Below are 23,243 nucleotides of genomic sequence, written 5' to 3' on the forward strand. Positions count from 1 at the left end.
CACCCTAAATCGACCCCCCTTAGTCCCCCCTTAGTAAGGGGGGAAACAAGATATTTGCTCCCTCTCCTTAGTAAGGAGAGGGTTGGGGTGAGGTTGAAAAAGCTTTCTACAAAAGTGAGATGCTCCCAAATTTAAATTTAATTTATTAACATAGCTGGAAATCTTAGCCCCTAATTACTTGCTTTAGTTTTTTATGAAGCTGCAAAAATGGTGCTTGTTGCAGGATTGTAAAAAACACAAGTCAGAATATTTATTGATATTCTAGATAATTTTCCTATATTTGCCCTGTGAATTTTAAGCACTAATTTGGGAAAAATAAGTTTGTAACAATTCATGAAGTTTAAAATTAGTGAGATAGTTGTTCAAGATGTTACCAGAAATATTACCTCAACAGTCAACTATTGAGACTATGCTAGCTACCGCTGGTCTAACAAATACTAATGAGCCAAACTTTCGATTAGAGTCAACTTTACAAGAATTACCCTTTTGGCAGGTTTACACAGAATTAGAGTCTCCAGGTAATAATTTAGCTAGGCTTTTTAAGCAACATCCTTTATTACCAGGAATTATTCTTAATAATCATCAAGAATATGTGGGAATGATTTCACGACGAAAATTCTTTGAGCATATGAGCCAGCCTTACAGTTTCTCACTATTTTCTATTAGACCGATTAAAATTCTCTACAAGTTTTTCCAGACAGAAATATTACTACTTTCTGACGATATGTCAATTGTCAAAGCCACTGAAATAAGTTTACAACGACCAGCCCAAATTATCTATGAGCCGATTTTAGTTAAAACTAAGTCTGGAAAATATAGAGTGATTGACTTTCATCAATTACTCTTAGCTTACTCTCAAATTAATGTCTTAACACTGATTAAATTACAGCAAGTACAAGAACAATCTAGAGTTGTCAAAGAAGGCTTTCAGGATCTTCAGCAAAACTACACCAGATTAATCCAGAATGAAAAAATGGCTGCCTTGGGACAACTCGTTGCGGGAATTGCACACGAAATTAACAACCCTGTGAACTTTATTGCTGGTAATCTTGTCCATGCCATTGAGTATAGTCAAGATTTGCTCAGTTTAATTAGATTGTACCAACAATGTTATCCTGAGCCAACAGCGGAAATTAAAACTGCGATCGCTCAAATTGAACTGGATTTTTTAACTACCGATCTCCCCAATCTTCTCAGTTCTATGAAGGTTGGTACAAAGCGGATCGAAGAAATCATTGTCTCGTTGCGAAATTTTTCCCGCCTTGATGAATCTGAGAAAAAACTAGTTGATATTCATGAAGGTATTGATAGTACCCTACTAATTTTACAAAGTCGTCTCAAAAATCATCAACTTCCTAAAAGTATAGACCTCATTAAAGAATATGGAAATCTTCCCCTAGTGGAATGCTATGCTGGACTACTCAATCAAGTATTTATGAATATTTTGGCAAATGCTATTGATGCTGTAGAAGAGTCACTAGTCACTAGTCATCCGTCATTAGTAAAGAATCAAGGACAAATTCGTATTCGTACTGAAATTAGTGACGACAAACAAGTAATGATTCGGATTGCGGATAATGGCTCAGGGATTTCCGAGAGTTTACAAAAGCGATTATTTGACCCATTCTTTACCACTAAACCTATTGGTAAAGGAACCGGATTAGGCTTATCTATCAGTTATCAAATTGTTGTGGAAAAACATAGTGGTCAACTCCAATGTATCTCTGTTTTGGGTGAAGGAACTGAGTTTATTATTAAAATTCCAGTTGAAGTTAATTCCTCTATTTAATTAATTTAAATGATTGTAAATGATTGGGTTTTAACTATAATTTCCTACTGTTTCAGTCGGGATTTTTGCAGGTTCTAACTCAATATTCTCTACCTTATTCAACTCTCCAGCACGCCAGCTATCTGCCAGATCCTTGATAAAACTGGCAATGGGAATTGCAATCAATAAACCCAGCACACCTCCTAACTTAGCTCCCAGCAGCAAAGAAATCACTACCCACACGGGATTTAAGCCAGTCAAATTGCCGAGAATTCGGGGTGCAATAAAATTAGAATTTACTTGATCGATCGCCACAGCTACACCTAAAACTTCCACTCCTAGCCAAAAGTTTTGCAACGCCACCAAAAGACTGACTATAGCGATACCGATTCCAGTACCAAAGGGAAATAGAGAAAACAAGCCAATACCGATACCAAAAAGTAGCGCCAGAGGAACTTGTAAAATCCAAAATGCCAGTGTGACTGTCAATCCGAGTACAGCACCCAATGTAGCCTGACCAATAAAGTAATTGTGAAAATCCTCTCGAAGTAATTCTCGGACTTTTGAGCCAATGTTAGGGGGAAACCACTGAAAAATTCCATCCCAAAGACGTTCGCCATTTAATATTAGGTAGATAGTCAGCACCACCGCCAGCAGTACATTTAGTACAATACCAATGGTATCGACAGCAAAACCGAGAATTCTTCCCGTGAAAGATTGGAGTTGGTTAGATAATCTTTCTAAAATTTGGCTAGCTAAAGCACTTAAATTAATCGGAAGTTGCTGTTGACTTAACGCCCAATCTTGAAAAGCTTGCACTTGCTGAGTACCAGAATCAATCCAACTAGGCAAAATATTAGCTAGCTCGTTGAGTTGTTCTATAATCAGGGGAACCAAAGTGATACCTAAACCCCCTAAAATCACCACAGTTAAAAGTAACACTCCCCCGATCGCTAAATTGCGTTTTACCCCTTGTTGTTGAAGAAACTGAATTGGATAGTTCAAGACAAAAGCCAGGAGGATAGCGGCGGCAATAATGCTGACTAAGGGTTGAAAATACTGCACAACCTGGAGAAATAGCCAACCGTTAAGAATAATAATGGGAAATGCCAATCCTATAGTTAACCATCGTGGTAGTTTGTTTGCTGATTGCATTAGTAATTACTCCATAAGAGTTCTAACTTGATTTTGGTTGCTGGGAGTGGGGAAGAGGGCAAGGGGGAGATGGGGGGCGGAGGGGCGGAGGAGATAATACCAACTCCTAACTCAGCACTCCTAATGCCCCATACCCAATAAAGTTTAATGATTTGTCTCAATAAAATCCAACATAATTCGCTGATGCACATGCCCTAAAGGTCGCACTTCGCCAGCATTTTTTGAATAACAGTTACCTTGGCGAATATCTTCTGGCGTCAATAATCCCATATCCCAGCCTTCATTCAAAACCAATTGATTTAACTCCACCAACAATGGTGCATGAAAGACATGACGAACAACTTTTTCGTCGGGATAACAGCCAAATTCAATAAATGGTGGTAAGACATAGCCGATTTCTTCTAAAATTTCTCGTTTCACTGCGACATCTGGCGTTTCACCAGGTTCGATATGACCGCCAAATAACGCCCAGTAACCAGGATAGAGAATACCGGGGATATTGTCGCGCAATTGCATCAGAAATTTGTGCTTTTGGTAGAGAATTGCGATCGCTACATGTACCGGTTGATTGCTCATATTTTAATTTTTAATTGCTGATTATCAACAAAGGATTCAGCAGTCAGAATCCAGCATAAATTCTCTACAACTGACAGATGAATAAAAGCTGTTTACGGACGCGATCGCTTCCGTTATGGATGGAAGAAACAAGTCAAATCCTCTTCCCTTCAGCCTCCTGCTTCAAAACCCATAGCTTTGTACTTTATAAAAAAGAAAACTGCTGTAAATCCTGACTGATTGATTCTGAATCCTGAATTATTCTTCATTCTTCTTCTAAATAAACTTCCCCCAACTCTTTGCCACCTAAGGGAATACTTCGGTAGCGAACTTTACCCTTAAACACTACTTGCGCCCCCTCGCCCAGACTCTTCTGATTGGTGACAACCCAAATTTTGCCAGTTGTATCATTGATTTCATAAGCCCACTGCTTCATCAGGGGAGCTTGCTTTTCTATCTTCCCTTGAATGTAAACTGTAGCTTGATTCTTTTGTTCTGGTTTAATTTCTTGAATTGGGGTGACATTTGTGCCAATTTTTAAGCTACTCCCATTTAAGCCAGACCGAGATAAATTACCACAACTACAAAGTCCTGCTACTAGGAAAAAAGCGAATCCCAGGCGATAGGGAATAATACTGTGCCCGTACAAGAACGAAAGGAAAAAATTTCTCATTTGTTGCATGAAAGCCATCGATTTATTTTGGGCATTGGGCGTTAGGCATTGAGAAAGAGGAGGCAGAAGTTCTAAAATGCTTGAATTTTGTTAGCGCAGCGTAAAGCCTCCGGCATAGCAACTCTTAGAGAGTCTGCGCCAACGAACGTTTACAGCGAGTCCGCGTACTCTGTAAGAGTTGCAAGCTACGCTTTTAGCGTCTCGTAGAGAGGGTCATTTTGAATTTTGAATTGATTTCATTTGATCCTTAATCCTTTATTCATCAGATGATGTCGCCGATCTGAGAAAATAAACATTATGGATTTACTGTGAGAAAAACCCTACGACATCAAACAGCAACACAATAATAGTCGAAAGTCAAGATTCAAGAATCAGTATTTTAATTTTGGAAAAGAAGCGAATATAGCTGGAAATTTTCATGAAAACACAAACTGCCAAAATCCTTGATGGTAAAGCTTTAGCCGAAAAAATTCAGCAAGAACTTTCTGTAGCCATTACCGAATTGCAACCAAAAATTGGGCGATCGCCTGGTTTAGCTGTGCTGATGGTTGGCGATAACCCAGCGTCAGCTGCTTATGTACGCAACAAAGAAAAATCCTGCGCTAAAGTTGGTATTGCCTCTTTTGGTAAGCATTTTCCTACCGAAACCACTCAAAGGGAATTAGAAGAGGCGATCGCTGCACTGAATCAAGATGAACGAGTCGATGGCATTCTCGTACAGCTACCCTTACCTAACCACTTGGATGCTGTGAGCCTTTTACATCAAATCGATCCCGATAAAGATGCCGATGGACTGCACCCAGTGAACTTGGGGCGACTAGTAAGAGGAGAAATCGGTTTACGTAGCTGTACCCCAGCTGGTGTTATGCGGCTTTTAGAAGAATATGAGATTCCCTTGCAGGGAAAACAAGCAGTAGTAGTTGGACGCAGCATTTTAGTGGGTAAGCCAATGGCATTAATGTTACTAGAAGCTGATGCCACAGTCACGATCGCTCACTCGCGATCCCATGACCTCAAAACTATCGCTCAGAATGCTGATATTCTGATTGCAGCAGTAGGTCGTCCTGGACTGATCTCTGCTGATATGGTAAAACCGGGCGCTGTTGTGGTAGATGTGGGAATGAACCGCGTCAAAGATGCTAGTGGCAAAAGTCGCCTAGTTGGCGATGTCGATTTGGAATCAACTGCTGGCGTAGCAGGATTTCTCACCCCAGTTCCTGGTGGTGTTGGTCCGATGACCGTCGCCATATTGTTGCAAAATACATTTGCTAGCTATTCCAGGACGGCAAGAAAATGAGGAAATACGGGGCACAGGGACACGGGAAGGCGAGGATATGGGGATGTGGAAAATTCTTTCACCCCGTCACCCCTCCCCGCGTCTTCTTTGCCAACTCCTCATTTTTTCAGCCCCACAGCACCTTAAAATTGTGACGTATAAGACAAAAATCCTAAAATGTCAGGAATTTAAGAATGGTAGCAACTGATAACGTTCAAAAGACACCACCAGAGGAAGCCAAGTTTAACCTAGCAGCTTATCTCAAAGAGCGACAAAAGCTTTGTGATAATGCTTTGGATCGGTCTATTCCCATCGTTTATCCAGAAACAATTTATGAGTCGATGCGCTACTCATTATTAGCTGGAGGTAAGCGTGTACGCCCAATTCTCTGCCTTGCTACTTGTGAAATGATGGGTGGAACCATCGAAATGGCTATGCCAACGGCTTGTGCAGTGGAAATGATCCACACAATGTCTTTGATTCATGACGACCTACCGTCAATGGATAATGACGATTATCGTCGCGGTAAGCTGACCAATCACAAGATATATGGCGAAGATGTAGCAATTTTAGCTGGGGATGGCTTGTTAGCTCTGGCTTTTGAATTGGTTGCTATGGAAACCCCCCAAAATGTCCCGAGAGATCGAGTTTTGGAAGTAATTATCCGTCTTGGCAGGGCTTTAGGGGCAGCTGGTTTAGTTGGCGGTCAAGTTGTCGATTTAGAGTGTGAAGGAAAATCAGATATTTCTCTAGAAACGCTGAATTTCATTCATGAACACAAAACAGCCGCACTTTTGGAAGCTTGCGTAGTTTCTGGCGGGATCATAACAGGGGCATCATCTGAAGATGTGCAGCGGCTAACCCGTTATGCTCAAAATATTGGGCTAGCATTTCAAATCATAGATGATATTCTGGATATCACTGCTACCCAGGAGCAATTAGGCAAAACAGCGGGCAAAGATTTAAAAGCTAAGAAAGTAACCTATCCCAGTCTTTGGGGACTTGAAGAATCCCGATTAAAAGCCCAAGAGCTAGTTAAAGCAGCTTGTGCAGAATTAGAACCATTTGGGGAGAGAGCCAAGACACTCCAAGCGATCGCTCATTTTATTATTAATCGCAATAACTAGTACCGGAAAACGGAATTCAAAATTCAAAATTCAAAATGAATACAGCGTAAGCATTTATTAATTTGGAATGGATAGTTTATTTACGCCGTGCTGTACTAGTACAAAAAGGCAAAAGGCGCAAATGCTCATAGCATAGACTTTTTGTCTATTTTTAACGGTGGCGTTATTGCCGCCACGATCTACTAGGTTAATTTTGGATTTTGGGTTGAATCTATAAATGTTTCCTCAACCAACCACTGCTGCTAATACTACTAACTTAACCAAAATACCATGCAGGACATAGGCAACATTTTAGACAACCGCGTGCTGCTGGTTGCTCTGGTAGCTTGTTTAATTGCTCAAACATTAAAGCTCATAATCGAGATCGTCAAAAATCGCAAATTGAATATCCGTGTTTTAGTGACAACCGGAGGTATGCCGAGTGCCCATTCAGCTCTGGTTACAGCTCTAGCTGCTGGTGTAGGCGAAACACTTGGCTGGGCATCTCCTGATTTTGCCGTGGCAATGGTTTTTGCCATCATCGTTATGTATGATGCAGCAGGAGTTCGCCAAGCAGCTGGTAAGCAAGCTCGTATCCTCAATCAAATGATTGATGAATTATTTCATGAAAAACCAGATTTTAGCCAAGACCGTCTAAAGGAGTTACTTGGACATACACCAGTTCAGGTCATAGCTGGCTCAGCTTTGGGTATAACAGTTTATTGGTTAGCTAGATCTGCTTATTAAGAGGTAGAAGGCAGGATAGCGCAGCAGTAGCGAGTCCGCGTACTCTGTAAGAGTTGCAAGCTACGCTTTTAGCGTCTCGTAGAGAGCGTCGGCAGGAGGTAGGAGGTAAGAGGAGCAAGGAAAGCAGGGGAAAGAATAACTCAGTACTCAGCAGTTTAGCTATATCGCTAGAATCGCACAGTTGACCGCAGCAGAATTACCTTGCGACTATCTACAATACTGGCAACAAAACCACGATTGTTCAGCTTTTGCAATGTGTTATATGCTTCAGTTTGGTTGGTAGTATAAACTGCCAGTAAGTAAGGGCGTTGTCCATAAGAAACAAAACCTACATTACCTCCCACAGCTTGCTGTATGCTATTTGCTAGTTCCGGGCGATTGTAATAATCTACCAACACTGCATAACCCTCTCCTAAGGCTTGGGGATTATAACTGATTGTCTGCTGCTGAGGTTGCTGAGCTTGCACATCTGGGGATGTTGGCCGAGTAGTAATGATGGCAGATAAACCGACAATATTGCTGACATACCTTGCCCATCGATTAGCATCATCAATTTTATTAAAGCCCCCTATGCGCGTCACAGTTTCGTTGAGATATTTACAAGTGATGGTCTTGAGTTCAGGTGGCAAGGCACTACGCAATTGCTTTTGATTATCTGCTGTGGGACTGACTACTAATAAAAGATACTCACCTGCACTCGGTGCTTGACAAAGTGGAATGGCTTGTTGAGCAAAGACAGAACTCATCCCACCAATCAACCCCGCGTAAGCGAAGCTCATCGTAGATATAGCTAATCCTAAAACACTTGGTAAAGTCTGAAATCTCTGCACAAAAGTTACATAGATAAATGGTGTCTTCAAAGATTTTATAAATAAAAGTGGGGAATAGGGAATGGGGACACTTCTCTGCGAGAGGCTGCGCCAACGACAAGCTCAGTGCATCGCTGGGGAGATGGGGAGACTTGTACTGAGTTTCGACTACGCAAAAATCGAGCGTTCGCGTAGCGTCTCCGTTAGGAGAAGTCGAGATTCAACTACCGCAAAGCCGAAGTAGCCGAAGTAGCCGAAGTATGGGGAGAATAATAACTCCTAACTCCTAACTCAGCACGAGCTAAACGCCCCGCTATCCATGTACAGCACTGTTTTGTCCTATGCCCTATGCTTAATGCCTAAGACACAGTAGCCAAAGATGCCAAGGCATCAGGTATTGTCTCAGAAGGAGCTTGAAATTCTCCTGTGATGACATACTCTAAACGCAGTTTTAACCAAGTAATCAATTGGGGATTAGTGGAAATTATTGCTACTGCTGGTTTGGGACACTTCGCTTTAATCTCTGCCAACTGGGGCGCTTCTAAGAAAGCTGGTTGCTTGACTAACCAAAAATCAATTTGTTTTTCTTGCTCGTGGTAATAACGAGTGCGCTCTTTGAGAACTTCCTCTATCGGTTCTTCTTCGAGGATAAAGCGTTGACTGGCCAAAACGTAATGATATGTTTGCATTTTCATCCTTTAGTATTTAGTGAATAATTTCAGGGCACAGTGCTGCACTCTGTACCCCTACGAATTAACTTTTGTGGAATTTCTTGAACCAAGAACTGAAGGGACAAGTACTTCCTTGATTTTCAGCATTTGCCTGTTTGCCACCAGATGTTAGCTTACCTAAGAACAGACTATTGTCAAAGTAGTGTTCTAAGGAAACAATTTTTAAGTCATCGGTAACTTTTGCAATGCTCATGCCGATAATTTCCACCGTTTCTCCGGTAGGTGCATAGTCTTTGTATTGTCCGTTAAAATGTCCCCAATGCCGCCATTTAAATGTTACATTCGGTGGTCCTGAGAAAACTTCCAGCACTTCCCAAGGGAAACCTTGGGGAAATGTTGTGTGGAAGACTTTTGCGGATGATTCAAAGCTTTCTTCTGAAGCCTTATAGTGTTCTGAATCAGCCATAAATAGATTGTAAGTACCTTGGGCAGATAAATCTGCTGTTGTGTAGTCTACTCCGCCATTGGTACTGACGCGAAACTTGTCATTTACAATAGATAACCACTGTTGCGGGTTAGCTTTGAAGGATACTTCCATCTCAAAGGTTCGCACCAAATTCTCCACGATCGCTTCTAGTGTACCTTCAAGGTGATTGTGCGTACTTTCTTGAGCAAGATTCTCTTTGGAACGGGAATAATCAGGCGGTGTTTGATAGCGCCACTCGACATCAGTGCTTTCTGCTATCACGCGATCGCGCTCCTGCACCCAAAGCGGTAGGTTGTTTGATTGTGTTGCGCTCATAGAAGTTTTTGCTGAAGATTTAATTTGCTCCCAATTTCCAGATTTCGCAGTGACAACCCCTCTAGGAGGCGGAGGTAGGGCAGGGGGAGAAAGAAAAACCCCATACCCCATCCCCTATGCCCCATTCCCCCTTATAGCTTGTTTCATCTCACGGACTGCCCTTTCCATACCTACTAATGCTGCTCGACTGATGATGGTATGACCAATGTTCAATTCTTCCATACCTGGAAGCGCAGCCACAGGATAGACGTTCCAGTAGGTGAGTCCATGACCGGCATTGACTCGTAATCCGGCTTGAATTGCTTGTTCGCACCCTTTAGCTAATACGGCTAATTCACGATCGCGATTTGTTTCATTTTTAGCCTCAGCGTATTGTCCGGTGTGCAATTCAATAAACCTTGCCTGTACCTTAACAGAGGCTTCTATTTGTGGTGGGTGGGCGTCAATAAATAAACTAACTGGAATGTCAGCGCTTTGCAATTTATCAACTATTTCCCCTATTCTAGCAATTTGCCCAACTATATCCAGTCCCCCTTCTGTTGTGACTTCTTCGCGTTTTTCGGGGACTAAAGTTACATAATCTGGTTTAATGTCAAGGGCGATCGCAACCATTTCGTCTGTAGCGGCCATTTCTAAATTCAGATGTGTTCTGACTGTTTGCCGCAACAGTAGCACATCTCGATCTTGGATATGCCGTCTGTCTTCTCGCAGATGTACCGTAATGCCATCTGCACCCCCTAATTCTGCCAGTACCGCCGCCGCTACGGGGTCTGGTTCAACTGTTCGCCGCGCTTGCCGGATAGTGGCGATGTGGTCAATGTTAACGCCAAGTGTAGACACCCCAAATTTCTCCCCAATCCACAGTCTTCAGAACTTGATTCTACCGTAAATAGCCGGAATTTTACTTCATCACGACAGAGACTACACCTTTGATTTTATATTTATCCAAGGGAACAGGGAACCCTTAACAGAAAATAATTAATAAAAATGTATTGAGTTTTATTGAATTATTAAATAGTGACTTTATGTTGTAATCCATGTACAGATGATAATTAAGTTAAGAGGCTATTTAGAAAGTAAATATTCAGTAGGATGTGTTACGGCTGTCTAGAAAATTGAGTGTCTGATAAAATCTAATTTAGCATTGCCGTACTATCTTTATAGGTAAGTTAAGCGCTGCTTTAAGACATCCTATAATTTAATATTTATTTTATAAATAGTCTCTAAAACATCTGTCATTTTCATATCTAAGCTTATCAAAATATTCTTGAAACCTATCTATATTCACTCTCTAGTTTATTTAATTTTAAGGTAGAAAAAATTCATTACTCTACTCAATTGATTTGTAATTTTATTGGTCTTTTTGTTCACGAAAAATTAGTAATTTTTTTACGTAAACAATAAATTTCAAATTGATTTACAAAAGTATAATTTTTTTCAGTATCGAATTTATAACCAAAGCATGGGAATTATACCCGTAATAGTCTTAGTGCTGGTTTTGACTAGCTTACCAATTTATTTACTACTTAGGGGTTGCTGAAAAAGAAAGAGAAGCTCACAGGATATAGATTATCTGACCAAAGAAGTATATTCAGGTGCAAGACTTGAGGGTAAAATAGCCCAAAATCCTTGCATAACCGCGACCAGCAGTACACAAGTGTGCTGTTTGTAACCATGTACAGAAAACAGGGGCAAAATCCAATCTCACCAGAGAACTTTGAATTTCCGTTTTCAGGCAAGTTGTCATCAGATAATCGTTGGATTATTCTGGCGAATTTAATACCCTGGGCAGAATTTGAAGAGGAATATTCATCCGGGTTCTCTGTAGAGATGGGAGCGCCAGCAAAGTCATTTCGGATGGCATTAGGGGCATTAATAATCAAAGAAAAACTAGGAATAAGTGATAGAGAGACAGTAGAACAAATCAAGGAAAACCCTTATCTACAGTACTTCATAGGGATGTCATCCTATATTAATGAAGCTCCATTTGATGCATCGATGCTAGTCCATTTTCGTGAAAGAATTAGTGCAGAATTAGTAAACAAAGTAAATCAAGAAACTGTTAAGAGGATACTAGAGACAACATCTTCGACTTTAGCAACTGAATCAATTGAATCAACTGAATCAACTCAAAAAAAAAGAAGAATTAGAAAAAGAAGATAACACGCCAAAAAATCGGGGAGAATTAATATTAGATGCGACTTGTGCGCCAGCAGACATCAGCTATCCAACAGATTTCGAGCTATTGAACCAAGCAAGAAAACAGACAGAACAAATAATAGACCTTCTTTATGAACAGATAAAAGGTACATTAGAGAAAAAACCAAAGACTTATCGGGAAATAGCAAGAATTGACTACTTAGAAGTCGCTAAAAAGCGTCGTGTATCCCAAAAAGATAGGAAAAAAGCGATTAAAAAGCAGCTTCAATATATCAAAAGAAACTTATCTCATATTGACCAGCTAATCAGAACAGGAGCAACTCTAGAAAAACTAAGTACTAGACAATATAAAATGTTGCTTGTAGTTGTAGAAGTTTATCGTCAACAACTATGGTTGTATGAAAATAAAAAACAGAGTATTGATGACCGAATCGTTAGTTTAAGCCAACCACATATCCGTCCAATTGTCCGTGGAAAAGCTGGGAAAGCCGTGGAATTTGGGGCAAAATTATCAGCTAGTTATTTTGATGGATATGTATTTTTAGACCATATTAGTTGGGATAATTTTAATGAATCAGGAGACTTAAAAGCACAAGTAGAAGCATATAAAAATTATACTGGCTATTATCCAGAATCGGTTCATGTAGATAAAATTTATCGCACAAGAGAGAATAGAGCTTGGTGCAAAGAAAGAGGTATTATCATCAGTGGCCCTCCTTTGGGAAGACCACCTGCTAATCTTAGTAAAGAAAAAAAGAAACAAGATTTAGAATCTGAGAAAATTCGTAATTGTATTGAAGGAAAATTTGGGCAAGCTAAAAGAAGGTTTAGCCTCAATCGAGTGATGGCGAAACTTTCCCATACTTCTGAAACTGCAATTGCTATTACTTTTTTAGTGATGAATCTTTCTACTCACCTGTCGCGCGTGTTTTATGCTTTTTTATGTCTATTTTTGAAAACTGCACCTTTTTTGCAGTTTCCTATAACTGAAAGTTATTATTTTCTGAATTAGAGACAACAAAAGCTTATCTTTCATTTTGCTTGAATAACTAGTCAACCCAAAAGAATTGCTTTTTCATACTTTTTCAGCAACCCCTACTTACTTCAAGAGGTGGATTCAGATCTAGCAAGCTTAACCCTCTAAGATCGAGATTTTCCAAGAATATAACAATTGCTGCTATGGTTCTGGTGGCAGTAATAGCTGGAAATACTGTATCAGCGCAGATTGCTGGCTCGTCTGTACCTTGGCTCAAAGATATATCGGTTCCAGAACCCGACAATCTTGGAGACTTCGTAAAAGACAAACCAGCCGCCATCAAGTTAGGAAAGGCTCTTTTTTGGGATATGCAGGTTGGTAGTGATGGTAAAACCTCCTGTGCTAGCTGTCACTTTCATGCTGGAGCTGACAATAGATCCAAAAATCAGATTGCTCCTGGGCTTTTGCGGGTTAATGCAGATGGTACACAGAATCCAGATACAGTTTTTGATATAGGTGGACTACCCAACTACCAGCTCAAGCGAGAAGATTTTCCCTTCCACAAACTATCAGATCCGAACGATCCTACCAGTGTTATATACGATCGCAACGATGTCAGTTCTTCCCAGGGGGTTACTAATACTAAGTTTGTTGATGTTATACCTGGTAGTGCGGAAGACCAAGTAAAAACTGAGCCAGATCCCGTGTTTAACGTGGGAGGCATAAATGTACGCCGTGTTCAGTCCCGTAACACCCCAAGCGTGATTAATGCAGTATTTAACTTCCGCAACTTCTGGGATGGTAGGGCACAGAACATCTTTAATGGGGTGAATCCTTTCGGTTTGAGAGATCCTAACGCTTTTGTTGTCAAGGCAGAAACTCCAAATCAGCTAAGCTTTGTTAAAGTCAGCCTAAATAATTCGTCTCTAGCTTCCCAAGCGGTGGGACCACCACTCAGTTCCTCTGAAGTGTCTGCTGATGGTCGGACTTTTCAAGAAATTGGTGATAAGTTTGGGCGAAGTAGTGTTGCTAAGGGTAAAAAGTTGCCCCGAAAACTTGCGAAAAAGTTATTTCCTCTAAGACCATTAGGCGAACAACTTGTTCATCCCCAAGACAGCGTTTTAGGTGCAGATAGTAGATGGCCTAAACCTGGACTCAAAGACAGAACTTACGATCGCATGATTCAAGATGCCTTTAAGTCAGAGTGGTGGAAGTCTAATAAACTGATCCAAGTTGATGCTGAAGGTAGACGGACTTTTGTCAAAAAACCCGATCGCTCCTTGGAGACTAATGAGTACACTTTGATGGAGTACAACTTCTCGCTATTCTTCGGGCTAGCAGTTCAGTTGTACGAGTCTACGCTCATCGCCAATGATACACCTTACGATCGCTTCTTGAATGGCGACACCACTGCCCTCACCCAGCAGCAGCAACTAGGTAAAGAACTGTTTGGAGGCAAAGCTCTGTGTATTGGTTGTCACTCTGGAGTAGAATTAACCGCTGCTTCAGTGAGCAATGTGAGTAAAAACGGACGAATCAAACGTGCGCCGTTTCCGCCAAACAGCCCTGAAGATAATGGTTTCTTCCGGATTGGTGTTAGACCTAATATCGACGACCTCGGCTTGGGTGGTAATGACGGTTTGTTTGGTAACGGCCAAGGTAATCCGCTCTCAGAAGCACGAGTGGCTCAGTTAGGGAAATTTCCCCTTCTCCTTGGTGAAAACCCTCCTACCCTCAGTCCCCCATTGAATCCTAGTGAAACTGTGACCGCAGACGGAGCATTCAAAGCACCTGGACTTCGCAACGTGGAACTCACTGCTCCCTACTTCCACAATGGAGGTCAGGCAACTTTAGAGCAAGTGGTTGATTTTTACAATCGAGGTGGTGACTTCGGAGTTCTTCCCCCTCTAAAACTCTCACCAGAAGAAAAGCAGCAATTAGTCGCCTTTTTAAAGGGACTAACTGATGACCGAGTTCGGTATGAGAAAGCGCCTTTTGACCACCCGCAATTGTTTGTCCCCAACGGGCATCCAGGTGACTCTACACATGTTACCGATGACGGTACTGGTAAAGCCACAGATAGTCTATTAGAAATTCCTGCTGTTGGTAAGAATGGTGGTAATCCTATCCCAAATTTCCTGGACTAATTAGCAGGGACTGGGGACTGGGGACAGGGGGAGAATAACTCTTAACTCAGCACTCCCAATGCCCCATACCCAATTCCTTTAACTTTGTTGCTAAACCTCATCTAAGTTGAGAACCGTAGTTTTCGCCCTCACCCTAACCTGGATTTCTCACAAGTGAGAAATCTAGGTTAGGGTGAGGTGTGGCAGGATGGGGAAGAAGTCTTACCCCCCACACTCCTCTTCCGCTGAAGCCTACACTATGCGTGAGAAATCCGGGTCTAAATCCCTCTCCCATATCTGGAAGAGGGACTTTGAAATTCTAGCTCCTCTTCTCCCAGATATGGGAGAAGGGGTTGGGGGATGAGGGCAAATCTTTTTCATTAGAGAAGAACTACAGGTTTCAAGATAGACGTGGTTTAACGAGTGCGATCGCTAACTTTGGTATTGTCTAGGTAATTGTAGACTTTTCTCGAAACTTCACGGACAAAATCTCCAGCTTTCGGATCGTAGTTTGGTCTTTGCACCAAAACACCTGCTAAATAACTTTTGCCGTTGGGCATTTGAATAATACCCGCGTCACCAATGATAAATCTCAACGTCCCAGTTTTGTGGGCGATGGTGGCTCCTTGACCAATACCAGCTGGTAGTAAACTATTAGTTTTGACATGGCGCATAATGCCTAAAACTTGATTGCGGCTGTTTGGGGATAACAAACGATTATTAGAAACTAACGCCGCTAATCGGACTAAATCTTTAGAACTAGTTGTATTTGTGCCAGCGATGTCTGGAAGTAGATTTCGGAGTGTTGTATTTTGCAATCCCCAGCTACGAAAACGTTGACTAACTCTTGCTGCACCACCCAAGCGATCGAGAATCAGGTTTGTGGCGGTATTATCGCTAATTGTCATCATCAAGGTAGCAGTTTCCAGGACGCTGAATTTCGTTCCCACGGGTTTGTATTGCATAATTCCCGATTCGCCAACCTTTAAATCACGCCGCATCACTAATTTATCGGTGAGTTTAATTCTCCCAGCATCTATTTCTTGAAAAAGAGCTACTAATAAGGGAAATTTGATTGTACTAGCAGCCGCAAATCTTTTCTCACCATTAATATCTATATAGTTTCCTGTAGATAAATCTAAGAAAAATATTCCTGGATTTAATGATTTATAACTCGCTAACAACGTGCGAATTTGAGAAGTGATGCCAACCATTTCTTGACCAAGATTAACAACTCCAGCAAATGTAGATGCATCTGTGGATTTAATGGCAATATCTTCTCGATTTTCTCCAACAATGGGATTACTTTGATGGCTAAATGAATTGAATTTGAAAATCCAATGAGAAGGAGAATCTCCTTTAATTGATATATTTTGAGAAGTAACATCATAACCAGGAGCTAACTCGACAACAAAACGAGTTGTTTGAGAGTCTGATTTGCCAATGCGAATTTCTTTAATCGCATTACCAAAACTTTGTTTGACACTATCGGAATTAAAATTAGTTCCGGGTAAATCAATCACTAATCGGCTAGGATTATCTAATAAAAATGCTTTTGGTTCTATTCCCGAAGTGGTAGTTAAGTCTAATTGGTTTTGGCTAGAATCATAGTACCAAGACTGTAATTGTGAGGCTTTAGCTTGTCCTGCCACGAGAACTAAACTGCTTAAAGCAATTGCCAGTAGATGTGATTTCATGTTGTGATTGTGGGTGTGCAAGTAAGAAACAACTAATCAGGTTTACTTAGAGTGTTTTCTGATGACTGTGCTGAATTTCCGGAGAAAAATTACTAAATCCCGTTGAGTTATTTTCTCAGATGATATTTTGGTTTACATAAGCACGATAAATTATCATTACTGATTCAAAGTAAATCGCTGACAGTTTTATTTGTGGTGTGAGTTGACAACAATAGAAATTGTTAATCTAGCGGAACGACGAGCCAAGGATTAATAATGTTTCCAACTTATACCAATTCTTTATGAAGCTGCGCTAAATAAGGCTTCAAGGATAAAGTCGTAAGAAGTGAGAGAGGCAATCATTTCAGGTGTAATTTCTTTGAGAACATCAGTTAAATTGTGCTTTAGTTGTGTGAGAGTTTTACAATTTTCCCATTGGAGTTTAGATTTGAGAAATTCCCAAAAGCGCTCAATGGGGTTAAGTTCAGGAGAGTGGGGAGGTTGAAAAATCGGGATAATATTATCTGGAAAATCGAGAGCTTTGGCTTTGTGAAAAGATCCTTGGTCGAACTGGATAACCGCGATATCATCACCCAGATCAGCAGACAGCAAATCCAAAAAGTGTTGAAAACAACTACCATTCAGGTAGGGGAACTCATAGAAAAAGCTGTATCCACTTAGGGGTTCTACGACTCCGTATAAATAAAAATTTTCACGTTGCCATTGGCTTAAACCCACAGGTTTAACTCCTCTAGTAGTCTACCAACCCAAAAATGCGCTTGTGAGGACTGGGGAAAGGGGAAAGGGAAAAGGGTAAGAGATTTAAACCCTTTCCCGCTGCCCCTTATCCCCACTTCGTGGGGGCCCCACCTTCCCCCTTACCCTTTACCCCGCAAAGTTCGCTTGATAAACTACTAGTAGTCTACCAACCCTAGTAGTCTGTCAAGGCAACTTTGCTGAGTAAACCAAGTTTTAAAATCTTTCTCTCTTTCTCTTCCTTTGTGTCCTTTGCGTCCTTTGCGTCCTTTGCGGTTCGTTTCTTTACCCTTTAAACTTCGCTTGATAAACTACTAGTACTAGTTCATATCATTAGTTTTGATGGGTTTGTAGTGAGCGATAAATCGCTCAATTTTAAGCACTTCAGTGCTTACTACAAACAAACTTTTATAACCTTTCAAAACTTTTGCGACAGAACACTACTCTACGTTAACGCGAAGTGCCCATACATCAACCAAACAAAGCTACAGTAAAAACGAGACGCTATAATTCACGTCTAGTCAATGCCAAATCAAAAATTCTCAATTGTTTTTTCCTATGCAATTACAAGAAGAACGTCAATATTCTCCGACAGAATACTTAGAATTAGAAGTCATTTCAGAGTATCGTCATGAATATATAGATGGTCAAATTATACCCATGACAGGTGGAACACCAAATCACAATCAAATAGCTCTGAATCTGAGTGGATCTCTGAATTTTGCTTTGAAGCGACAAGCTTATCGAGTATTCATAGCCGATCAACGTCTCTGGATTGCCAAAAAGCAAATTCATACATATCCAGATGTCATGGTTGTCTCAGGTTCATTAGAATTTTCGGAAGGACGTACAGATACAATTACCAATCCTTTAATTATTGCGGAAGTGCTATCTAAATCTACCAGAAGCTATGACATAGATGAAAAATTTGCGGCTTATCGTACTATACCCAATTTTCAAGAATATATTCTAATCGATCAATACAAAAATCATGTAGAACAGTATTACAAAACTGACGATAATAAATGGATTTTTTCAGAATATGAAGACGAAGATAGCATCTTAATCTTATCCTCTATTCAATTTCAAATCTCTCTAGTAGATATTTACGATAAAGTTGACTTTGATGATTAGTCATTAGTCATTAGTCATTGGTTTTGGACAAAGGACAAATGATAGCTAATAAAAAATATTTCACAAATAATTCCTAACTGCTATATCCTATTAAAATTTGAGCAGGGAATTTCAAGGGGGTCGTAGAGTGGCTGGTGAACCCATAGTCAATGCAGAACAGATTCATGCCAGGGACTTTTCCTGGCGATTATGGCCTGTTGTGCCACTCTACCCATATGGTAGGCGGCGGACAATCCGCAAAGAAGTCATCAAGAACACAATCTGGAATTTTGACCAAATTCAGGGCATCTTCTACGTTGTTGTACCGATTCGCATGACTATAGTGAAGCTGGAAGCCGGTGGTCTTTTAGTTTATGCGCCTGTTGCGCCTACCCCAGAGTGTATCAGGCTGGTAAAAGAGTTGGTAGCGGAACACGGGAATGTTAAGTACATCATTCTCCCAACTGTCTCTGGTCTAGAACACAAGGTTTTTGTTGGTCCCTTTGCCAGATACTTCCCGACTGCACAGGTGTTTGTGGCACCCAATCAATGGAGTTTCCCACTAAATCTGCCTCTTAGTTGGCTTGGCTTACCCCCAAAACGAACTCAGTTACTCCCAGAAGATAGCAGCAAAACACCCTTTGCTGATGAGTTTGATTATGCCATGCTTGGTCCCATCAACCTTGGTACTGGTCGGTTTGCGGAAGTTGCTTTTTTTCACAAGCGATCGCATACTCTCCTTGTAACAGATTCAGTCCTTTCGATTCCCGAAGATCCGCCGGCGATTGTCCAATTAGATCCATACCCGTTACTATTCCATGCCAAGGATAATGCTTCTGACACTGTTGCAGACATTCAGGCAAATCGCCGCAAAGGATGGCAGCGCATCTGCTTGTTTGCTTTATACTTTCAACCAAGCCCATTGGAAATTCTTCCTTGGAGTCAGGTGTTCCCAGATGCCCTAAAAGCAGCAGAACGCTCCAAAAAAGCTTATTTTGGATTATATCCGTTTAAATGGAATGATTGGGAGCGATCGTTTTATGCCTTGTGGGGTAACGGTCGTTTGTTCGTAGCACCAATTTTACAGACACTAATTCTCAACCGCGCCCCCAAAGAAACCATCGATTGGGCTGATAAAGTTGCAAGTTGGGACTTTGAGTGGATTATTCCCTGCCATTTTGATGCACCGATTAAAGCCGAACCGCATCAGTTTCGTCAAGCTTTCTCTTTTTTAGAAAAGTACCCTGCTGTCAGTGCAGGTTTATTCAGCAGTAGCACCTATCCCTTACCAGAAGAGGATTTTAAAGTACTTAGGGAAATCGATGCAGCTTTAAATAAATTTAGGATTGTGCCGCCAGCCAAGGATAAGGTGTAGGAAAAATTGGCAAAACAGTTCCTCTTTCTGAGTAAAGAATTCCCTACTCTCTACTCTCCACTCCCGATTTAATATCAGTGGTAAACTAAAACAACTTTCAAAAAAAGTCAATAAGTCTTTATTTTCGTTAGAGTTGGGATAACAATTTTCCAAAAAAGTCAATAAGTATTTATTTTCGTTAGAGTTGGGATAATAATCAAAGTGTGAGGATTGATACTAAATGCGAGTACTGCTAGTGTATCCAATATTTCCAAAAACCTTTTGGTCATATGAAAAAATTTTGGAGTTAGTCAATCGTAAGGTTTTATTACCACCTCTGGGTTTAGTAACAGTAGCGGCAATTCTACCCCAAGAATGGGAATTTAAGCTGGTCGATCGCAACATTCGTGCAGCTACAGAAGCAGAATGGGCATGGGCAGATGTAGTAATCCTCTCGGCGATGATTGTCCAAAAACAAGATTTGCTCGACCAAATTCAGGAAGCAAAAAAACGTGGTAAGTTAGTCGCAGTGGGCGGACCTTACCCCACGTCTGTACCTCATGAAGTCCAAAATGTTGGCGCAGATTTCCTGATTCTGGATGAAGGGGAAATCACGCTACCGATGTTTATTGAGGCAATTCAACGCGGTGAAACTTCTGGGACTTTCCGCGCCACAGAAAAACCAGATGTCACAAGCACACCAATACCCCGCTTTGATTTATTAGAATTGGATGCCTATGACATGATGTCGGTGCAGTTTTCCCGTGGGTGTCCTTTCCAGTGCGAATTTTGTGACATTATTGTTCTCTATGGGCGCAAACCGCGCACTAAAACCCCAGCCCAACTATTAGCAGAGTTAGATTACCTCTATGAACTGGGTTGGCGGCGGGGTGTGTTCATGGTGGATGATAACTTTATTGGCAACAAGCGAAATGTGAAATTGTTACTGAAAGAGTTAAAAGTCTGGATGGCAGAACATAAGTATCCCTTCCGATTTGACACTGAAGCTTCAGTTGACTTGGCACAAGACGCAGAAATGTTGGAGTTGATGGTTGAGTGCGGTTTCTCAGCGGTGTTTTTGGGAATCGAAACCCCGGATGAAGATAGTTTGCAAATGACCAAGAAGTTTCAAAATACTCGCAGTTCCCTAACAGAGGCAGTACAAACCATTACCAAAGCTGGATTGCGCCCAATGGCTGGGTTTATCATTGGGTTTGATGGCGAAAAAGCAGGTGCTGGCGATCGCATTGTTCGCTTTGCCGAACTAGCAGCAATTCCCTCTACAACTTTTGCCATGTTGCAAGCGTTACCTAACACCGCGCTTTGGCATCGCCTGAAAAAAGAAGGACGACTGCGGGAAAACCTAGATAGCAACGTTGCTAACATCAACCAAACAACATTGATGAACTTCCTCCCTACTCGTCCTTTAGAAGAACTAGCCAGGGAATATGTTGAGGCATTTTGTACTTTATACGACCCAGTAAAATACTTGGATCGCACCTATCGCTGTTTCTTGATGATGGGTTTGCCAAGTTGGAAAGCACCAGCCAAAATGCCAGAGTGGGTAGTTGTGAAAGCCTTGCTGATTGTGATTTGGCGACAAGGAATCAAACGGGAAACTCGTTGGAAATTCTGGCACCATTTGTTCAGCATTCTCAAGCGGAACCCTGGAGTTGTGGAACATTATATTGCTGCTTGTGCCCACAACGAGCATTTTATGGAGTATCGCCAAATTGTCCGCGATCAAATTGAAAGTCAGCTAGCAGAATATCTAGCACAAGGTGCAGAAGAACCGTATGTGCTAGTTGATAAAAAAGTAGAGCAAAAAGCTGAAGCGGTAGTGAGTTAAGGTTGGTAGCGGGTAATAAAATGACTTATTATCCGTTACTAAGCTATTAGGCATTTAATTTGTACATTTCCCTGATGACCGTTAACCGTCAACAGTCGACAGTCAACGACCATCAAGAGTGTTTATACTCAACCATATTGCGCTTCAGACAGCTTGGAATAAATCCTGACGAAGTTTAATATTGAGATAATCGTAGTGACGAAATTAATCCCCAATCTTCAATATTAAACTTCAATTGCCATTTCTTTATCCTCGCTTTTGGGCTGTGAAGTCAGGCGATCTAAAATCTCTAAAACCTCTTGTTCAAAAGCAACTTGGGCGCGATTAGTTTTACCACCAACATACAAGCGATCGCCTTTTTGTAATGCCCAAATTTGCGAGTGTGAAAAGTAACTCATCACCACACCCAACATTAGCAAACCAAATCCTGAGTAAACAATTGGTATACCTGGATCGGCTTTTATTTGTAAGCCTGTGCTACCAATTACCTCGACAATTTTCAGGTTCACGCCGTTGACTTGGGCAGACATACCAGCGCGTACAGTATTAATTAATTTCCCAGTGGCATCATAAATTAATACCATTCCTTGCAAGTCTTTGGCTAGGACGGAGACACCCTCACTCAAATCCGGTTTAGTTGGAATCCATGTGCCCCAAATCGCGCCTTGACCGTTGGAGTTCAACTTTGCCATTGGTAGCTGAAAAACTGGACTGTTATTAAATTGAACGCTAATAGCAGCAATTCCCCAATCAGTTTGGTAGAAAGTTACGCCATGATACCGCAGAGGTTCGTTGACAAAAATCTTTTTGTGGTCAACTTCCTCTCCCTGATTATTTAAGACAGATAAATCTGAATAAAATTGATTAATGCCCCCAGTTGCAGTGTAATCAATCCAAAAACGATTGACTCGCACAGACCAATCTTTTGGAACTTGACTTATTGCTAAAGGTCCAGCATCTATAATATTTTTTACCTGAAAGGTATTGCCACTAGCTACCATTTCTTGGGCAAGAAATCCAGTCATTGCCCCCCAAATTCCCCCTAGCAAAATAGCCACGATGCCAATATGAACAATAATCGGTCCAATGCGTCCGACTATTCCCTTACGGGCGTATAAAAGATTTTCTTTTTCTGGATCGAGAAAAATTTTATAGCGTCGGTTCTGCAATAATTGGTTCAGGGAATTCAGAGAACCAGTATCTAGTTCTGCACTTAAAGCTAGTTTTTGAAATTGTCGTGGTTCTTCGTAATATTTCCAGCGTTGGGCTGCTTTTAAGGCTGGTAACTGACGAGTAAAAGAACAAGCAGTTAAGCTAGTGCCAAATAAGATAAGTAATGCCAGAAACCACCAAGTACGATATACATGGTCTAAACCAACGACTTGAATTACTTTCCAAGTTAAGAAACCAAATAATGCTGGATGTTCTGGATAGTTAGCTTGGTAAAATGCAGGTGATTGACCTTGCTCAATGACAGTACCCGTGGCGCTAAAGATGGCAATCAATAGCAGTAGTGCGATCGCCAATCGTAAATCTGTGAGTACAGGCAAAAGTTCTCGGCGCAAATATTGGCCAGGGACAGCCCACCAGTTAATTTTTTTGGAAGTTGAATCTTCTAAAGTCATGACTCACATGGGTTAATCGGTGTACATTCTTCTGAATTCTGACTCT

19 protein-coding genes are annotated in these 23,243 nt (G+C 41.1%); 9 read left to right on the plus strand and 10 right to left on the minus strand.

Annotated features, from left to right (window positions below):
* Positions 1-409: 409 nt before the first annotated feature.
* Positions 410-1,789 carry a sensor histidine kinase gene (locus ACFG4S_RS07895; protein WP_392535934.1) on the plus strand — a complete coding sequence of 460 codons (1,380 nt, stop codon included), beginning with the start codon at positions 410-412 and terminating at the stop codon, positions 1,787-1,789.
* A gap of 30 nt (positions 1,790-1,819) precedes the next feature.
* On the opposite strand, the gene ACFG4S_RS07900 is transcribed toward ACFG4S_RS07895, so the two are convergent.
* The 3 genes from ACFG4S_RS07900 to ACFG4S_RS07910 all read right to left on the minus strand — a co-directional run bounded on the left by ACFG4S_RS07900 (position 1,820) and on the right by ACFG4S_RS07910 (position 4,151).
* Positions 1,820-2,923 (minus strand): AI-2E family transporter, encoded by a 1,104-nt coding sequence (locus ACFG4S_RS07900; protein WP_392534268.1) that lies wholly within the window; start codon positions 2,921-2,923, stop codon positions 1,820-1,822.
* A 144-nt stretch (positions 2,924-3,067) separates the two neighbouring features.
* Positions 3,068-3,499 (minus strand): NUDIX domain-containing protein, encoded by a 432-nt coding sequence (locus tag ACFG4S_RS07905; protein ID WP_392534269.1) that lies wholly within the window; start codon positions 3,497-3,499, stop codon positions 3,068-3,070.
* A 244-nt stretch (positions 3,500-3,743) separates the two neighbouring features.
* Positions 3,744-4,151, minus strand: a complete 408-nt coding sequence (locus ACFG4S_RS07910; RefSeq protein WP_392534270.1) for a hypothetical protein — start codon at positions 4,149-4,151, stop codon at positions 3,744-3,746.
* A gap of 418 nt (positions 4,152-4,569) precedes the next feature.
* On the opposite strand from ACFG4S_RS07910, the gene folD reads away from it, so the two are divergent.
* The 3 genes from folD to ACFG4S_RS07925 all read left to right on the plus strand — a co-directional run bounded on the left by folD (position 4,570) and on the right by ACFG4S_RS07925 (position 7,280).
* Positions 4,570-5,448 (plus strand): bifunctional methylenetetrahydrofolate dehydrogenase/methenyltetrahydrofolate cyclohydrolase FolD, encoded by an 879-nt coding sequence (folD, locus tag ACFG4S_RS07915; RefSeq protein ID WP_392534271.1) that lies wholly within the window; start codon positions 4,570-4,572, stop codon positions 5,446-5,448.
* Positions 5,449-5,621: 173 nt separating this feature from the next.
* Positions 5,622-6,554 (plus strand): geranylgeranyl diphosphate synthase CrtE, encoded by a 933-nt coding sequence (gene crtE / locus ACFG4S_RS07920; protein WP_392534272.1) that lies wholly within the window; start codon positions 5,622-5,624, stop codon positions 6,552-6,554.
* A gap of 270 nt (positions 6,555-6,824) precedes the next feature.
* Positions 6,825-7,280 carry a divergent PAP2 family protein gene (locus ACFG4S_RS07925; RefSeq protein ID WP_392534273.1) on the plus strand — a complete coding sequence of 152 codons (456 nt, stop codon included), beginning with the start codon at positions 6,825-6,827 and terminating at the stop codon, positions 7,278-7,280.
* A 167-nt stretch (positions 7,281-7,447) separates the two neighbouring features.
* Here ACFG4S_RS07925 and ACFG4S_RS07930 read toward each other — a convergent pair whose 3' ends face one another.
* From ACFG4S_RS07930 to ACFG4S_RS07945, 4 genes are all read right to left on the minus strand, one after another.
* Entirely contained in the window at positions 7,448-8,125 is a 678-nt protein-coding gene (locus ACFG4S_RS07930) for a hypothetical protein (RefSeq protein ID WP_392535935.1), read from the minus strand.
* Positions 8,126-8,448: 323 nt separating this feature from the next.
* Positions 8,449-8,778: an MgPME-cyclase complex family protein gene (locus ACFG4S_RS07935; protein ID WP_392534274.1), complete on the minus strand. Its 330-nt coding sequence runs from the start codon at positions 8,776-8,778 to the stop codon at positions 8,449-8,451.
* 64 nt (positions 8,779-8,842) lie between these two features.
* A complete protein-coding gene (locus ACFG4S_RS07940; protein WP_392534275.1) occupies positions 8,843-9,562 on the minus strand; it encodes a SnoaL-like polyketide cyclase in 720 nt (239 codons plus the stop codon).
* A gap of 114 nt (positions 9,563-9,676) precedes the next feature.
* Positions 9,677-10,402, minus strand: a complete 726-nt coding sequence (locus ACFG4S_RS07945) for a pyridoxine 5'-phosphate synthase (protein ID WP_392534276.1) — start codon at positions 10,400-10,402, stop codon at positions 9,677-9,679.
* 834 nt (positions 10,403-11,236) lie between these two features.
* Here ACFG4S_RS07945 and ACFG4S_RS07950 point away from each other — a divergent pair.
* Both ACFG4S_RS07950 and ACFG4S_RS07955 read left to right on the plus strand, forming a co-directional pair.
* A protein-coding gene (locus tag ACFG4S_RS07950; RefSeq protein WP_392534277.1) for an IS5 family transposase occupies positions 11,237-12,734 on the plus strand; the annotation gives its coding sequence in 2 pieces (ribosomal slippage) (positions 11,237-11,688 and positions 11,687-12,734; 1,500 coding nt in all).
* Between the two features lie 167 nt (positions 12,735-12,901).
* The gene (locus ACFG4S_RS07955) at positions 12,902-14,845 is read left to right on the plus strand and encodes a cytochrome-c peroxidase (protein WP_392534278.1); all 1,944 of its coding nucleotides are present in this window, start codon (positions 12,902-12,904) and stop codon (positions 14,843-14,845) included.
* A gap of 395 nt (positions 14,846-15,240) precedes the next feature.
* Here ACFG4S_RS07955 and ACFG4S_RS07960 read toward each other — a convergent pair whose 3' ends face one another.
* On the minus strand, positions 15,241-16,521 hold the full coding sequence (locus ACFG4S_RS07960) for a serine hydrolase (protein ID WP_392534279.1): 1,281 nt from the start codon (positions 16,519-16,521) through the stop codon (positions 15,241-15,243).
* 279 nt (positions 16,522-16,800) lie between these two features.
* On the minus strand, positions 16,801-17,238 hold the full coding sequence (locus ACFG4S_RS07965) for a transposase (protein ID WP_392534280.1): 438 nt from the start codon (positions 17,236-17,238) through the stop codon (positions 16,801-16,803).
* 576 nt (positions 17,239-17,814) lie between these two features.
* On the opposite strand from ACFG4S_RS07965, the gene ACFG4S_RS07970 reads away from it, so the two are divergent.
* The 3 genes from ACFG4S_RS07970 (at position 17,815) to ACFG4S_RS07980 (ending at position 21,572) form a co-directional block, all read left to right on the plus strand.
* Positions 17,815-18,390, plus strand: coding sequence for a Uma2 family endonuclease (locus ACFG4S_RS07970; RefSeq protein ID WP_392534281.1), 576 nt, complete (start codon positions 17,815-17,817; stop codon positions 18,388-18,390).
* A gap of 127 nt (positions 18,391-18,517) precedes the next feature.
* Positions 18,518-19,744, plus strand: coding sequence for a DUF4336 domain-containing protein (locus ACFG4S_RS07975; RefSeq protein WP_392534282.1), 1,227 nt, complete (start codon positions 18,518-18,520; stop codon positions 19,742-19,744).
* 220 nt (positions 19,745-19,964) lie between these two features.
* Positions 19,965-21,572 (plus strand): B12-binding domain-containing radical SAM protein, encoded by a 1,608-nt coding sequence (locus ACFG4S_RS07980; protein WP_392534283.1) that lies wholly within the window; start codon positions 19,965-19,967, stop codon positions 21,570-21,572.
* Positions 21,573-21,796: 224 nt separating this feature from the next.
* Here ACFG4S_RS07980 and ACFG4S_RS07985 read toward each other — a convergent pair whose 3' ends face one another.
* On the minus strand, positions 21,797-23,197 hold the full coding sequence (locus ACFG4S_RS07985) for a cytochrome c biogenesis protein (RefSeq protein WP_392534284.1): 1,401 nt from the start codon (positions 23,195-23,197) through the stop codon (positions 21,797-21,799).
* Positions 23,198-23,243 lie beyond the last annotated feature (46 nt).

Origin of the sequence: Nostoc sp. C117, assembly GCF_043099735.1 — a bacterium.
GTDB lineage: Bacteria > Cyanobacteriota > Cyanobacteriia > Cyanobacteriales > Nostocaceae > Nostoc.

Excerpts from the sequence above, each read along its gene's own strand:
- ACFG4S_RS07895 (WP_392535934.1), top strand. The coding sequence starts at position 410 with ATGCTAGCTACCGCTGGTCTAACAAATACTAATGAGCCAAACTTTCGA.
- ACFG4S_RS07905 (WP_392534269.1), bottom strand. The coding sequence starts at position 3,499 with ATGAGCAATCAACCGGTACATGTAGCGATCGCAATTCTCTACCAAAAG.
- ACFG4S_RS07980 (WP_392534283.1), top strand. The coding sequence starts at position 19,965 with ATGCGAGTACTGCTAGTGTATCCAATATTTCCAAAAACCTTTTGGTCA.
- ACFG4S_RS07910 (WP_392534270.1), bottom strand. The coding sequence starts at position 4,151 with ATGAGAAATTTTTTCCTTTCGTTCTTGTACGGGCACAGTATTATTCCC.
- ACFG4S_RS07935 (WP_392534274.1), bottom strand. The coding sequence starts at position 8,778 with ATGCAAACATATCATTACGTTTTGGCCAGTCAACGCTTTATCCTCGAA.
- ACFG4S_RS07955 (WP_392534278.1), top strand. The coding sequence starts at position 12,902 with ATGGTTCTGGTGGCAGTAATAGCTGGAAATACTGTATCAGCGCAGATT.
- ACFG4S_RS07940 (WP_392534275.1), bottom strand. The coding sequence starts at position 9,562 with ATGAGCGCAACACAATCAAACAACCTACCGCTTTGGGTGCAGGAGCGC.
- ACFG4S_RS07960 (WP_392534279.1), bottom strand. The coding sequence starts at position 16,521 with ATGAAATCACATCTACTGGCAATTGCTTTAAGCAGTTTAGTTCTCGTG.
- crtE (WP_392534272.1), top strand. The coding sequence starts at position 5,622 with ATGGTAGCAACTGATAACGTTCAAAAGACACCACCAGAGGAAGCCAAG.
- ACFG4S_RS07900 (WP_392534268.1), bottom strand. The coding sequence starts at position 2,923 with ATGCAATCAGCAAACAAACTACCACGATGGTTAACTATAGGATTGGCA.
- folD (WP_392534271.1), top strand. The coding sequence starts at position 4,570 with ATGAAAACACAAACTGCCAAAATCCTTGATGGTAAAGCTTTAGCCGAA.
- ACFG4S_RS07970 (WP_392534281.1), top strand. The coding sequence starts at position 17,815 with ATGCAATTACAAGAAGAACGTCAATATTCTCCGACAGAATACTTAGAA.
- ACFG4S_RS07925 (WP_392534273.1), top strand. The coding sequence starts at position 6,825 with ATGCAGGACATAGGCAACATTTTAGACAACCGCGTGCTGCTGGTTGCT.
- ACFG4S_RS07985 (WP_392534284.1), bottom strand. The coding sequence starts at position 23,197 with ATGACTTTAGAAGATTCAACTTCCAAAAAAATTAACTGGTGGGCTGTC.